The organism is Methylobacterium sp. E-046, from assembly GCF_022829625.1.
GTDB classification, from domain to species: domain Bacteria; phylum Pseudomonadota; class Alphaproteobacteria; order Rhizobiales; family Beijerinckiaceae; genus Methylobacterium; species Methylobacterium longum.
Genome location: NZ_JAKSYP010000238.1, coordinates 68354 through 81056 on the forward strand (window position 1 = coordinate 68354; position 12703 = coordinate 81056).

Annotated in this window: 13 protein-coding genes; 12 read left to right on the forward strand and 1 reads right to left on the reverse strand. The window is 69.6% G+C overall.

The genetic code is table 11. The features are described from left to right. Window positions 1-141: 141 nt before the first annotated feature. Window positions 142-861, forward strand: coding sequence for an HAD hydrolase-like protein (locus MKK82_RS25135; RefSeq protein WP_238287021.1), 720 nt, complete (start codon window positions 142-144; stop codon window positions 859-861). On the opposite strand, the gene MKK82_RS25140 is transcribed toward MKK82_RS25135, so the two are convergent. Next, complete coding sequence (locus MKK82_RS25140) at window positions 798-1295, reverse strand: outer membrane protein assembly factor BamE (RefSeq protein WP_238287019.1); 498 nt, start codon at window positions 1293-1295, stop codon at window positions 798-800. The genes MKK82_RS25135 and MKK82_RS25140 overlap by 64 nt on opposite strands. A 200-nt stretch (window positions 1296-1495) precedes the next feature. On the opposite strand from MKK82_RS25140, the gene MKK82_RS25145 reads away from it, so the two are divergent. The 11 genes from MKK82_RS25145 to MKK82_RS25195 all read left to right on the forward strand — a co-directional run bounded on the left by MKK82_RS25145 (window position 1496) and on the right by MKK82_RS25195 (window position 12641). Beyond that, on the forward strand, window positions 1496-2086 hold the full coding sequence (locus MKK82_RS25145; protein ID WP_238287151.1) for a ubiquinol-cytochrome C chaperone family protein: 591 nt from the start codon (window positions 1496-1498) through the stop codon (window positions 2084-2086). Beyond that, complete coding sequence (locus tag MKK82_RS25150) at window positions 2083-2598, forward strand: YceD family protein (protein WP_238287018.1); 516 nt, start codon at window positions 2083-2085, stop codon at window positions 2596-2598. Before MKK82_RS25145 ends, MKK82_RS25150 begins: the two co-directional genes overlap by 4 nt. A gap of 281 nt (window positions 2599-2879) precedes the next feature. Beyond that, window positions 2880-3914: a phosphate acyltransferase PlsX gene (gene plsX / locus MKK82_RS25155; protein WP_238287016.1), complete on the forward strand. Its 1035-nt coding sequence runs from the start codon at window positions 2880-2882 to the stop codon at window positions 3912-3914. Between the two features lie 99 nt (window positions 3915-4013). Next, the gene (locus MKK82_RS25160; RefSeq protein WP_238287014.1) at window positions 4014-5021 is read left to right on the forward strand and encodes a beta-ketoacyl-ACP synthase III; all 1008 of its coding nucleotides are present in this window, start codon (window positions 4014-4016) and stop codon (window positions 5019-5021) included. Between the two features lie 153 nt (window positions 5022-5174). Continuing rightward, window positions 5175-5498: an integration host factor subunit alpha gene (locus tag MKK82_RS25165; RefSeq protein WP_238287012.1), complete on the forward strand. Its 324-nt coding sequence runs from the start codon at window positions 5175-5177 to the stop codon at window positions 5496-5498. Between the two features lie 113 nt (window positions 5499-5611). Further along, the gene (locus tag MKK82_RS25170; protein WP_238287010.1) at window positions 5612-6106 is read left to right on the forward strand and encodes a MerR family transcriptional regulator; all 495 of its coding nucleotides are present in this window, start codon (window positions 5612-5614) and stop codon (window positions 6104-6106) included. A 79-nt stretch (window positions 6107-6185) separates the two neighbouring features. Beyond that, window positions 6186-6605 (forward strand): hypothetical protein, encoded by a 420-nt coding sequence (locus tag MKK82_RS25175; protein WP_238287009.1) that lies wholly within the window; start codon window positions 6186-6188, stop codon window positions 6603-6605. Between the two features lie 119 nt (window positions 6606-6724). Further along, on the forward strand, window positions 6725-7168 hold the full coding sequence (locus MKK82_RS25180; RefSeq protein ID WP_238287007.1) for a cadherin-like domain-containing protein: 444 nt from the start codon (window positions 6725-6727) through the stop codon (window positions 7166-7168). A gap of 206 nt (window positions 7169-7374) precedes the next feature. Next, the gene (locus MKK82_RS25185; RefSeq protein ID WP_238287006.1) at window positions 7375-9327 is read left to right on the forward strand and encodes a PrkA family serine protein kinase; all 1953 of its coding nucleotides are present in this window, start codon (window positions 7375-7377) and stop codon (window positions 9325-9327) included. 205 nt (window positions 9328-9532) lie between these two features. After that, complete coding sequence (locus MKK82_RS25190) at window positions 9533-10834, forward strand: YeaH/YhbH family protein (RefSeq protein ID WP_238287005.1); 1302 nt, start codon at window positions 9533-9535, stop codon at window positions 10832-10834. Window positions 10835-11069: 235 nt separating this feature from the next. Then, window positions 11070-12641, forward strand: a complete 1572-nt coding sequence (locus MKK82_RS25195) for a SpoVR family protein (RefSeq protein ID WP_238287004.1) — start codon at window positions 11070-11072, stop codon at window positions 12639-12641. Window positions 12642-12703 lie beyond the last annotated feature (62 nt).

A 12703-nucleotide genomic window follows, 5' to 3' on the forward strand; every position in this document is an offset into this window, starting at 1 on the left:
GTGGGCGGGGCGGATACGGCGTGAGCCCGAGGAACGCTTCCCAGACCCCCGCCCGCCTCGCGGACGGCGAGGCGAACCGGGGCGGCGCGACATGGGTGGCGTGGCGCCCAGTTCCGCGCGCAGGGACGGATGGACACCGGGATGAACCGCAGACCCGATGCCGGCCCGCCGCGCCTCGTTGTCCTCGATTTCGACGGGACGCTCGCCGACAGCTTTGATTGGTTCTGCTCGGTCCTGAACGGGGTCGCGGACCGCTACCGCTTCCGCCGGGTCGAGGCCGGCGAGGTCGACGCGTTGCGCCTGCAGGGTGCCCGGGCGATCGTGGCCCATCTCGGCATTCCGCGCTGGAAGCTGCCGCTCATCGCACGGCACATGCATCGGCTGGCCGCGCGCGATGCTGCGCAGATGACCCTGTTCCCCGGCGTGCCCGACATGCTGGCCGGGATCGCGGCCGCGGGCGTGCCCCTGGCGATCCTCTCGTCGAACCGCGCCGACACGGTCCGCCGGGTCCTTGGACCGGACAACGCGGCGCGCATCGAGGCCTATGCCTGCGGGGCCTCGATCTTCGGGAAGGCACGTCGGCTGCAAGCGCTTCTCGCCCGCAGCGGCGTCCCGCCGGATCGGGCGCTCTGCGTCGGCGACGAGATCCGTGACCTGGAGGCTGCGCGCACGCTCGGCTGCCCGTTCGGGGCCGTGACCTGGGGCTATACGGATCCCCGGGCGCTGGCCGCGCAGGCGCCCGACTACCTGTTCGCCGAGCCCGCGGAGATCGCCCGCGCGGCCGCGGGCGCCTCAGATCACTGGCCGCGATTCGCGCCGGGGATCACGCTGGTGCCTTTGCCGCTGCCGAACGGCTCGTAGCGGGTCAGGCCGCGGAACAGCTGGCTGAGGAAGGCGCGGTCGGCGCCGCTCGTCGGCGTGGTGCGCTCGATGAAATCGAAGATCCGCCCGTCCTGCAGGCCGTAGAGGGCCACGCGCTCCACCTTGAAGCCGGCGGTGAAGTAGATCGCCGTGACCTTCTGGTCCTCCACCTGCTCGCCCAGGAACATGATCGTCCGGCGGGTGTTCTGCGAAATGTAGTACCAGGACTTGTTGCCCACGGTGGACACCGTCGACGGCGTGCCGAGGATCTGGAGCACCTGCTCGGGGCTCATGCCGGGCTTGATCGTGGCGAGCGCCGCCTGATCGACCTGATAGCCGTGGCGCAGTTCCTCGCCGATGCAGCCGGACAGGCCGGCTCCCGCGAGGCCGATCAGAGCGAGGCGCGCGAAGGACTGGACGAAACGGCGCCGCATCGGGCCCCCAGAGAGCGTGTTGACGGACGGGACGCAACCGTCGCCGTCGGCACGGGACTCCGACAGCGCTTGCGCCCTGGGCATGGGTTGCCGTACCGCGGGGATATGGCTTTGACAAGGCAAGCTTGGCCACAGGTGGCCGCCATCCGCACAGGGGCCGGAGCGTCGTGGGCGGCCGTCCCGACCCGCGCGGGGCGCCCATGATCGCCGGTCTGTTCCGGCGGGCGAACGCGCGCCGTCGCGCCGTCGAGGAGTTGCACGTGGCCCTGAGCATGGCCGCGCGCCGCCCGGGCCTGTACACGCGCCTCGGCGTGCCCGACACCGTGGAGGGCCGGTTCGAATCCCTGTGCCTCCACACCATCCTGGTCCTGCGCCGGCTGAACCGCCTGCCGGCACCGGCCGCCGAGGTCGCGCAGGATCTCGTGAATTCCGTCTTCACCCAGCTCGACGCGTCCCTGCGCGAGCTGGGCGTCGGCGACATGGGCGTGTCCAAGCGCATGAAGAAACTCGGCGCCGCCTTCTACGGCCGCGCCGAGGGCTACGACGCGGCGCTCAATGCGGGCGACACGGCGGCCCTGCGCGCGGTCCTGTCCCGGAACGTTCTGGGCGGCGAGGGGGACGGGGCGGGTCTCGCCGCCTACGTGCGGGCCGCCGACGCGGCGCTGGCGGGAGCCGATCTCGACGGGCTGCTCGGGGGCGGACCGCCCTTCCCGGAGCCGGACGGCTTCGCGCCCGCATCGGCCCGGGCCGCAGACGCAACGGCCAGAGACGCAACGGGAGGCATGGCATGACACGGGACGGCAGCCAGGCGAGCGGTCCGCTCGCGCGCTGGGTCAACGTCGAGCGCCTGCCCCAGGGGCGCGGCGCCGTGACCGTGGAGGCGAGCCCGGCCGAATGCGCGGCGCTCGCCGCCGATTTCGGCATCCCCGGCATCCGCGACCTCGTGGGCCGGTTCGCCATCGCGGGCTCCACCAGCCGGCTCACGGTCACCGGCACCGTCGAGGCGCAGGTGACCCAGGTCTGCACCGTGAGCCTCGAACCATTCGAGACGCCGGTCCGTGAGCCCGTCGAGGTGGTGTTCACCGACACCGACCGGCTGGCCGGCACCGATGCCGAGGAGGCCGACATCCCCGATCCCCTCGTCGGCGGGCGCATCGATTTCGGCGCGCTCACCGCCGAGTTCCTGGCCCTCGGCCTCGATCCTTATCCCCGCAAGCCCGGCATCGCCTTCGAGCCGGTCGTGGCGGGGGAGGATGCGGGGCCGTTCGATCAGCTGCGCCGGCTCCGTGACGGAGAAGCGTAGAGCCGGCACCCCCGCGGTGTCGCGCGGATCGGAGGGTGGCGCGCCAATGCGTTCGGGCGTCGTCCCCGTCCCCGGCGCGCGGAGCACGCGCGGAATGCGATCCGGGAGATCCGGCGCACGCGGTCGCGAAGCGCCCCTCCGGGCGCCGCCGGGCGGCCGACGGAACCAGCCGGCACCCGATTTCATTTGCCCGCCGGGCCGGTATCGCTATGGTCCGCCGCGCCTGACGGGCCCCGTCCCGCCCGATCCCCCCTCGCCGAGCCCCGCGACCCGCTAGAGACATGTCCCAACGCGTGTGCATCTCGCTCGACGCCATGGGCGGCGACCACGGGCCTTCCACGGTCGTCCCCGGCGCCGCTCTGGCCCGCGAGCGCCATCCCGGCACCACCTTCCTGATGTTCGGCGACGAGGCGGTGATCGCGCCGCTGGTCGCCAAGGAGCCCCGGCTCAAGGACTGCGTCGAGATCCGCCACACCGCCGTGGCCGTGGCGATGGACGACAAGCCCAGTCAGGCGGTCCGCCAGGGCCGGGGCAAGTCGTCCATGTGGCAGGCGATCCAGGCGGTCCGCGACGGGCAGGCCGATGCCTGCGTGTCGGCCGGCAACACCGGCGCCCTGATGGCGATGTCGAAGATCTGCCTGAAGACCATGTCGGGCATCGAGCGCCCGGCCATCGCCTGCCTGTGGCCGACCGTGCGCGGCGAGAGCATCGTGCTCGACGTCGGCGCCACCATCGGCACGGATGCCGAGCACCTCGTCGAGATGGCCGTGATGGGCTCGGCCATGGCCCGCATCGTGTTCGACCTCGAGCGGCCGACGGTGGGCCTCCTCAACGTCGGCACCGAGGAGATGAAGGGCAACGAGGCGGTCAAGGAGGCCGCCCGAATCCTGCGCGAGATGGACAGCCCGGGCCTGAGCTACCACGGCTTCGTGGAGGGCACGGATCTCGGGCGCGGGACGGTCGACGTGGTGGTAACCGAGGGGTTCACCGGCAACATCGCCCTCAAGACCGCCGAGGGCACCGCCAAGCAGATCGCCACCTATCTCCGGTCCGCCATGACCCGGACGCTGGCGGCCAAGATCGGCGCGCTGTTCGCCCGGCAGGCCTTCCGGGCGCTCAGGGACAAGATGAACCCGAGCCGGGCCAACGGCGGCGTCTTCCTCGGCCTGGAAGGCATCGTCATCAAGAGCCACGGCTCGGAGAACGCGCAGGGCTTCGCGGCCGCGGTCGATCTGGCGCACGACATGGCCCGCCACGACATGATCCGCACGATCCGCGAGATGCTCGACCAGACGGCGGCCCTGGCGCCGGCCTGAACGACCCGGGAGAGGCCGTCACCGAACGGCATGGAAATCGGGCGGTCGCGGCTTCACAGCGGAGACTTGTGAATTCGGGGCCGTTCGGGAAGGACACAGATGGCGACTCTCCGCACAGACCCCGAACAGAGCCGGCGCGCTCCGAACCTGCGCTCGGTGGTGGTTGGGACCGGCTCGAGCCTGCCCGAGCGGGTGGTGACGAACGCCGCTCTGGCCGAGCAGATGGACACCTCCGACGAGTGGATCGTCCAGCGTACCGGCATCCGGCAGCGCCACATCGCGGCGGCCGACGAAACGACGTCGGTGCTCGGCATGCGCGCCGCGCAGTCTGCCCTGGATGATGCAGGCCTGACTGCAGACGACATCGACCTCGTGATCTGCGCGACCTCGACCCCGGACCACACGTTTCCGGCCACTGCGACCCAGATCCAGGCGGCGCTGGGCATCCACCAGGGTGCGGCCTTCGACCTCCAGGCGGTCTGCGCCGGCTTCGTCTTCGCGGTCACGACCGCCGACAAGTTCCTGACCACCGGGGCGGCCCGCCGGGCGCTGATCGTCGGCGCCGAGACCTTCTCGCGGCTCGTCGACTGGGAGGACCGCACCACCTGCGTCCTCTTCGGCGACGGGGCCGGCGCCATCGTGCTGGAGGCGCAGGCGGCGGAGGAGGGCCGGGGCGTCCTCAGCACCAGCCTGCGCTCGGATGGCCGCCATCGGGAGAAGCTCTACGTCGATGGCGGCCCGGGTTCCACCGGCACCACCGGGCACCTGCGCATGGAGGGCCGCGACGTGTTCCGGTTCGCCGTCGGGCAGGTCACCGACGTGATCGTTGACGCCTTCGCGCAGGCGGGCATGACTGCGGAGGACCTCGACTGGTTCGTTCCCCATCAGGCCAATCGCCGGATCATCGAGGCCTCGGCCGACAAGATCGGGATCGCCCGCGACAAGATCGTCCTGACGGTGGATCGCCATGGCAACACCTCGGCGGCCTCGATCCCCCTGGCCCTCGACGTCGCGCGGCGGGACGGCCGCATCAAGCCCGGCGACCTCGTGATGATCGAGGCGATCGGCGGTGGCTTCAGCTGGGGAGCGGCGCTGATCCGCTGGTGAGGGCCGAAACGATTCCTCGCACGCACGCGGTTGACCGGGGGCGGAGCGCCGATTAGCGTGCCGGATCATAGAGATACGTCTTCAGCGTTTGGTGCGGCCGTGATCGCCGCGCCCGAGGTCATGAAGAGAATGATGCGGGCGAGGGGGCACGGCATGGCAGGCAAGACGGTGACGCGCGCCGACTTGAGCGAGGCCGTCTACCATCAGGTGGGCCTGTCGCGGACCGAGTCGGCGGCCCTCGTCGAGACCGTGCTGTCGGAGATCTGCACCTGCCTAGCCGGCGGCGAGACCGTGAAGCTGTCCTCGTTCGGCTCCTTCGTGGTGCGCAGCAAGGGCAAGCGCGTCGGCCGCAATCCCAAGACCGGAGTCGAGGTCGCAATCGAACCGCGCCAGGTTATGGTGTTCAAGCCCTCGAACGTGCTCAAGGCCAAGATCAACGGCCTCAACGGTGCGGGTGCCCACGAAGACGACGACTGAGCCGCTCCGGCGTCGGTGCCGAACGGAACCGGCCCGGGATCACCGGTTAGGCTTGAGTGCGGCTCCGCAACCCGGCAAGATCGTGCCGTCCCGCGCTGATCCGTAAGACCGCCATGCCGCCAGCCCTCCGCGCCGCCGAACAGGCCGACGAACAGAGCCCCGGGCCCGGCGAGAAGAGCCCCCACGCGTTCCGCACGATCAGCGAGGTCGCCGAGGAACTCGACGTGCCCCAGCACGTGCTGCGGTTCTGGGAAACCCGGTTCGGCCAGATCCGCCCGGTCAAGCGGGCCGGGGGGCGCCGCTACTACAGGCCCCAGGACGTCGAACTCGTCGCCGGCATCCGTCACCTCCTGCACGTGCGCCGCTACACCATCGCCGGGGCGCAGCGGGTGCTCAAGGAGAACGGTGTCCGCTTCGTCCAGTCCGTCGGGCGCGGCGAGGCGGTGGCGGCCGAACCCCTGTCCCCGGAGGTCGAGGCGGAGGCAGGGGCCAGGAGCGGCGCGCTGGGCGGCCCTGATCGGGCGGCGCTGGCGGAGGCCCTGGAGGAACTGCAAGCCTGCCGCGCCCTGATCGACGGACTGCACCGGGCGCCCGCGAAGGACATCTGAGGCCCGGTCCGGCGGACGCCTCGCCGCACCCTTCGCGCTGAGAGCGAACTTTTTGGCAACAACTCGCGTTGTCGCCCGCATGTCCGTGCCCAAATCCAAGCTGTCGCCCAGCCAGGAACTGATGGCCCGCCTCATGCGGATCGTCCGCACCTGCCCGGAAGCGGCCTCCGAAGTCCTGGAACTGATGTTCCTCGTCAGCCAGATCGAGGCATCGACCGGCGTCGACCGGGAGTATCGCGACGCCAAGCGCGTGATCAGCCGGCTGCGCAATCCCCTCTGGGAGATGGGTCCCACCGACCGGGCGAAGCTGCTCGCCGCCGCCGAGACGATCCGCCGGGTCTGCCGCCTCGCCGAGGACGAGATTCCCCCCATGCCGACCGCCGATGCCGGGGAGAGGGCGCGGGTCGAGGCGCGGCTTGCCGCGGCGCTGGCGGGCGAGTTCGATGCCGCGCAGATCGCGCGCGTCACCGGTATCGTCGCGGCCGCGCTGCAGACCTGACTGCATCCTGGGCCCTCGACGGCGGTCGGCGGCATTCCCACATGCACGTCACCGATGAACGGGGCATCCGGACGGAAGTCCGGACATAGGTCCCGGCCCGGCCCTGGAGAGACGCTGACATGATCGCCCATCGTCCACTCGCCGCGCTGCTCGTGGGGAGCCTGGCGCTCGCCGGGCCGGCTTTGGCCCAGTCGCCGTCCAGCCGGACCAAGACGGTCGCGCCCGGCAAGACCGTGCGCCTCGAGATCGCGCCGAACCTGAAGAAGGATTGCTCTCCGGGGCCGATGCCCGAGTTCAAGGTCTCCGGTTCGCCGAAGAACGGCTCGGTCATCACCAAGGTCGGCAAGCTGAAGACGCCCGCGAGCTACCGATGCCCCAACAAGGAGGCGGCGGTGCAGGCCTTGTTCTACCAGCCCAACAGCGGCTTCACCGGCACCGATGAAGTGACGTTCGAGGTCAAGAGCTCCGACGGGCAAGTCCAGACGCAGACCGTCAAGATCACGGTCGGGGCCGCGGCCGGCAAATCGGGAGATGATGCCAAGAAAGAGGGCACCGATTTGTGAATCGAGGCGGCGAGGCAGGCCCGTCACCCCGTTTTGAACGTCCCGGAGGGGCGCGGAGTCTCCTCCGCGCCGCCCCCGATCGCGGGAGTGTTGCACGCAATCGACATGCCGGGCGACACGCTCACCGCACTGCGACAAAAGCGGGCCTGTCGGTTGCATCCAAGCCGAGACAGGATGAAGCTGTCACGGTCTGAGAGGGTTATCGAATGCCCATGCATGCGACGAACGACCTTTTCCAGAGCTTCGCCCGCGGGTACGAAGCCCGCCGCGACACGGAGATGACGCTCTCCGAGTATCTCGAGGCCTGCCGCGACGAGCCCCTGATGTACGCCTCGGCCGCCGAGCGCATCCTCGCGGCGATCGGCGAGCCCGAATTCGTGGACACCGCCAAGGATTCGCGCCTCGGCCGGATCTTCATGAACCGGACGATCCGGACGTACCCGGCCTTCCGCGAATTCTACGGGATGGAGGAGACGATCGAGCGGATCGTCTCGTTCTTCCGCCACGCCGCGCAAGGGCTGGAGGAGCGCAAGCAGATCCTCTACCTCCTCGGACCGGTGGGCGGCGGTAAGTCGTCGCTGGCCGAGCGGCTGAAGCTCCTGATGGAGGTTCACCCCGTCTACGTACTCAAGGCTGGGGACGAAGTGTCGCCGGTCTTCGAGAGCCCGCTGGGCCTGTTCGACCCCGAGACGATGGGCGAGGAGATCCAGAGGCGCTACGGCGTCCCGCGCCGGCGGCTGACCGGCCTGATGAGCCCCTGGGCGCTGAAGCGCCTCGACGAGTTCAACGGCGACATCTCGCGCTTCAAGGTGATCAAGGTCCGGCCCTCGCGCCTGCGCCAGATCGCCATCGCCAAGACCGAGCCGGGCGACGAGAACAACCAGGACATCTCCTCGCTGGTCGGCAAGGTCGACATCCGCCGGCTGGAGACCCTGTCGCAGGCCGATCCCGACGCCTACTCGTACTCGGGCGGCCTGAACCGGGCGAACCAGGGCATCCTCGAGTTCGTCGAGATGTTCAAGGCGCCGATCAAGATGCTGCACCCGCTGCTCACCGCGACGCAGGAGGGCAACTACGTCGGCACCGAGAATATCGGCGCGATCCCGTTCACCGGCGTGATCCTGGCCCACTCGAACGAGGCCGAGTGGCAGACCTTCAAGACCAACAAGAACAACGAGGCCTTCATCGACCGGATCTACGTGATCAAGGTCCCGTACTGCCTGCGCGTCGCCGAGGAGCAGCGCATCTACGAGAAGTTGATCTCCGGCTCGGAGTTGTCGGACGCGGCCTGCGCGCCCGGCACGCTGGAGATGCTGGCGCGCTTCTCGGTCCTGTCGCGCCTGCGCGAGCACGCCAATTCCAACGGCTTCTCGAAGATGCGGGTCTACGACGGCGAGTCCCTGCGGGAGGTCGATCCCCGCGCCCGCTCGATGCAGGAGTACAAGGACACGGCCGGCGTCGACGAGGGCATGGACGGGATCTCGACCCGCTTCGCCTTCAAGGTGCTCGCCGCGACCTTCAACCACGACACCACCGAGGTCTCGGCCGACCCCGTTCACCTGATGTACGTGCTGGAGCAGGCGCTCAAGCGCGAGCAGCTCCCGCCGGAGACCGAGAAGAAGTACCTGGAATTCATCAAGACCGAGCTGGCCCCGCGCTACGCGGAGTTCATCGGTCACGAGATCCAGAAGGCCTATCTCGAATCGTACCACGATTACGGGCAGAACCTGTTCGACCGGTACATCGACTACGCCGACGCCTGGATCGAGGACCAGGACTTCAAGGACGCCGAAACCGGCCAGCTCATGAACCGCGAGCTCCTGAACCAGGAGCTGACGAAGATCGAGAAGCCGGCCGGGATCGCCAACCCGAAGGACTTCCGCAACGAGGTGGTGAAGTTCGCCCTGCGCTCCCGGGCGCAGCACGGCGGCCGCAACCCCAGCTGGACCAGCTACGAGAAGCTCCGGGAGGTGATCGAGCGGCGGATGTTCTCCCAGGTGGAGGAACTGCTGCCGGTGATCTCCTTCGGCTCCAAGAAGGACGGCGACACCGAGAAGAAGCACGGCGAGTTCGTCGAGCGCATGGTCGCGCGCGGCTACACCGAGCGGCAGGTCCGCCGCCTGGTGGAATGGTACATGCGGGTGAAGCAGGCCGGCTGAGGCGCGGGGCGTCCGGCCGGGTCCAATCCGGCCGGGCCAGGATCCAGACCCCGCGGTCCAACCCTCCGCCGCCACAGTTTCGGACGACCGGCCGGTGAAGATCCGGGACCCGGCCGCGGACGCGGGATCCATTCCCCCGGCCGCAGCATGGTACGAGAAGGGTCGGGACCCGGCCGGCACACGCGGACGAGGGTTTTCGCAGCGGATGCACATCGTCGACCGACGTTTGAACCCGGGCGGCAAGAGCCTCCCCAACCGCCAGCGCTTCCTGCGCCGCGTGAAGGACGTGGCCCAGCGCGCCGTGCGGGAATCCGCCCGCGAGAAGGACATCAAGGATCTCGGCAAGGACGGCCGGGTCAGCGTGCCGGTGGACGGCGTGCGCGAGCCGCGCTTCTCCCGCCAGCCCGGCACGGGCCTGCAGGACCATATCCTGCCCGGCAACAAGACCTACGTGGAGGGCGACACGATCGAGCGCCCGCCGGGCGGTGGCGGCGGGCGCGGCTCCGGCGAGGGCGGGGAGGGCGGCGAGAACAGCGAGGACGCGTTCCGCTTCGTGCTGACCCGCGAGGAGTTCCTGGAGTTGTTCCTGGAGGATCTGGAACTGCCGGACCTCGCCAAGCGCCGCCTCGCCATCGTCGAGACCGAGGGCCTGCGCCGGGCCGGCTACACGGTCACGGGCTCGCCCGCCAACCTCGCGCTCACCCGGACCCTGCGCAACTCGATGTCGCGGCGCATCGCCCTCAAGCGCCCGAAGCCCGAGGAGGTCGCGGCCCTGGCGTCGCGGCTCGACGCCCTGCCGGAGGGCGATCCGGAGCGGCCGGACCTCGAGCAGGCGCTCCTCAAGCTGCGGGAGCGCGCCAAGCGCATCCCCTACGTCGACCCGATCGACCTGCGCTTCCGCCGCTTCGAGCCCTATCCGCGGCCGATCGCGCAGGCGGTGATGTTCTGCCTGATGGACGTGTCCGGCTCGATGACCGAGCACATGAAGGACCTCGCCAAGCGGTTCTACATCCTGCTGCACATCTTCCTGACGCGCCGCTACCGCCACGTGGAGATCGTGTTCATCCGGCACACCGACCGGGCCACCGAGGTCGACGAGGAGACGTTCTTCGGCTCCCGCGAGACCGGCGGCACCCTGGTCTCCTCGGCGCTGGTGGAGATGAAGCGCGTCATCGCCGAGCGCTACGATCCCAACGACTGGAACATCTACGCGGCCCAGGCCTCCGACGGCGACAACGTCTCCTCCGACGGGCCGACCTCGACGGAACTGCTGCGGTCGCACATCCTGCCGGCCTGCCAGCACTTCGCCTACCTCGAAGTGGGGGACGAGAACGGCCCCCGGGCCGGCTTCGTGGAGCACCGCACCACCCTGTGGCGGACCTACGAGGCGATCGCCAAGGCCGGCGGCCCGATCGCCATGCGCAAGGTCAACCACCGGCGGGAGATCTACCCGGTCTTCCGCGAGCTGTTCGGCCGCAAGGATGCGCGGGCGGAGGCGGAGGCGTGAGGGTGGCAGGACGCGGGCATCTCGTCCCCTCCCGCTGCGGGGGCGCACGGCCTCCGCAGGCGGGCGGGCGGTGGGAGCGCCGGTGCGCGACGGGGCTTCGGCCTTCCTGCGGGTCGCGCCGCCTTCTGAACCCGGGTTCCGCTCTCCCGCCCCCTGCTGAGGCGGGGTTCGCTCGCCCCCGCGGAGGGGAGAGGCGCGGAGCCGGCCGGATCCATACACTCGATCGGGAGGCCGCATGACGCTCGTCAAGGCACGCACGCCCCAGATCATCTCCGGTGGCCAGAAACCCCTGTTCACGGGCAACGACTGGGATTTCGACACCATCCGCCGCATCCACGACGCCTGCGAGGCGGTCGCGGGTCCTCAGCTCGGCCTGTCCTGGTACCCCAACCAGATCGAGATCATCACGGCCGAGCAGATGCTCGACGCCTACGCGTCGATCGGCATGCCGCTGTTCTACAAGCACTGGTCCTTCGGCAAGCACTTCGCCCAGCACGAGGCCGGCTACCGCCGCGGCCTGATGGGGCTCGCCTACGAGATCGTCATCAACTCCGACCCGTGCATCTCCTACGTGATGGAGGAGAACACGGCGACCATGCAGACGCTGGTCATCGCGCACGCCGCCTTCGGCCACAACCACTTCTTCAAGAACAACTACCTGTTCCGGCAATGGACCGACGCGGAGGGGATCCTCGACTACCTCGACTTCGCCAAGAGCTTCATCGGCCGCTGCGAGGAGCGCTACGGCCATCAGGCGGTGGAGCAGGTGCTCGACGCCGCCCACGCCCTGATGAGCCAGGGCGTCCACCGCTACCCGCGCAAGAAGCGGCCGGACCTCGCCTCCGAGCAGCGGCGCGAGCGCGAGCGGATCGAGCACGGCGAGCAGATCTACAACGATCTCTGGCGGACCCTGCCGCAGAAGATCGGCACGGTGCGGCCGGACCTCGCGGCGGAGCGGCGCAAGGCGCTGCTCGAACTGCCGCAGGAGAACATCCTGTACTTCCTCGAGAAGGTCGCGCCGCGCCTGCGGCCGTGGCAGCGGGAGATCCTCCGCATCGTCCGGCTGGTGGCGCAGTATTTCTACCCGCAGCGCCAGACCAAGGTGATGAACGAGGGTTGCGCCACCTATTGCCACTACCGGATCATGAACGCCCTGTCGGAATCCGGGCAGATCACCGAGGCGGCCTACCTGGAATTCCTGCAGTCGCACACCAACGTCATCCGCCAGCCGAACTACGATGACCGCTCCTACGGCGGCCACAACCCCTACGCGATCGGCTTCGCCATGATGCAGGACATCGCCCGCATCGTGGAGCAGCCGACCGCCGAGGACCGCGACTGGTTCCCGGACATCGCGGGAACCGGCGACGCCATGGCGGTCCTGCGCGACTGCTGGGAGAATTACCGCGACGAGAGCTTCATCCAGCAATTCCTGTCGCCCAAGCTGATGCGCGACCTGCGCCTGTTCCACGTGGTGGACGATCCCGACGAGCCGGAGCTGCGGGTCGAGGCGATCCACGACGAGCGCGGCTACCGCAAGATGCGCCGCTCCTTCGCGCGCCAGTACGACGTGGCGTGGCTCGATCCCGACATCGAGGTGGTGGACGTGGACCTGGAGGGCGACCGCCGCCTGATCCTGCACCACAAGGCGATCAACAAGATCACCCTGCAGAAGGACGACGCCAAGCGGGTCCTGCAGCACCTCGCCGACCTCTGGGGCTACGACGTGGTGCTCAAGGAGATCGAGCCCGCCACCGGCACGGTGCTGGGCGAGATCACCGCCAGCGCGCGGCCGATTTTCTTCTGAGCGGCGTCTCCCACCCGTCCCGCTCATCCTGAGGTGCGGTGAAGTCGGTTCGCAGGGGGCGC

Excerpts from the sequence above, each read along its gene's own strand:
- MKK82_RS25135 (WP_238287021.1), top strand. The coding sequence starts at position 142 with ATGAACCGCAGACCCGATGCCGGCCCGCCGCGCCTCGTTGTCCTCGAT.
- MKK82_RS25140 (WP_238287019.1), bottom strand. The coding sequence starts at position 1,295 with ATGCGGCGCCGTTTCGTCCAGTCCTTCGCGCGCCTCGCTCTGATCGGC.
- MKK82_RS25145 (WP_238287151.1), top strand. The coding sequence starts at position 1,496 with ATGATCGCCGGTCTGTTCCGGCGGGCGAACGCGCGCCGTCGCGCCGTC.
- MKK82_RS25150 (WP_238287018.1), top strand. The coding sequence starts at position 2,083 with ATGACACGGGACGGCAGCCAGGCGAGCGGTCCGCTCGCGCGCTGGGTC.
- plsX (WP_238287016.1), top strand. The coding sequence starts at position 2,880 with ATGTCCCAACGCGTGTGCATCTCGCTCGACGCCATGGGCGGCGACCAC.
- MKK82_RS25160 (WP_238287014.1), top strand. The coding sequence starts at position 4,014 with ATGGCGACTCTCCGCACAGACCCCGAACAGAGCCGGCGCGCTCCGAAC.
- MKK82_RS25165 (WP_238287012.1), top strand. The coding sequence starts at position 5,175 with ATGGCAGGCAAGACGGTGACGCGCGCCGACTTGAGCGAGGCCGTCTAC.
- MKK82_RS25170 (WP_238287010.1), top strand. The coding sequence starts at position 5,612 with ATGCCGCCAGCCCTCCGCGCCGCCGAACAGGCCGACGAACAGAGCCCC.
- MKK82_RS25175 (WP_238287009.1), top strand. The coding sequence starts at position 6,186 with ATGTCCGTGCCCAAATCCAAGCTGTCGCCCAGCCAGGAACTGATGGCC.
- MKK82_RS25180 (WP_238287007.1), top strand. The coding sequence starts at position 6,725 with ATGATCGCCCATCGTCCACTCGCCGCGCTGCTCGTGGGGAGCCTGGCG.
- MKK82_RS25185 (WP_238287006.1), top strand. The coding sequence starts at position 7,375 with ATGCCCATGCATGCGACGAACGACCTTTTCCAGAGCTTCGCCCGCGGG.
- MKK82_RS25190 (WP_238287005.1), top strand. The coding sequence starts at position 9,533 with ATGCACATCGTCGACCGACGTTTGAACCCGGGCGGCAAGAGCCTCCCC.
- MKK82_RS25195 (WP_238287004.1), top strand. The coding sequence starts at position 11,070 with ATGACGCTCGTCAAGGCACGCACGCCCCAGATCATCTCCGGTGGCCAG.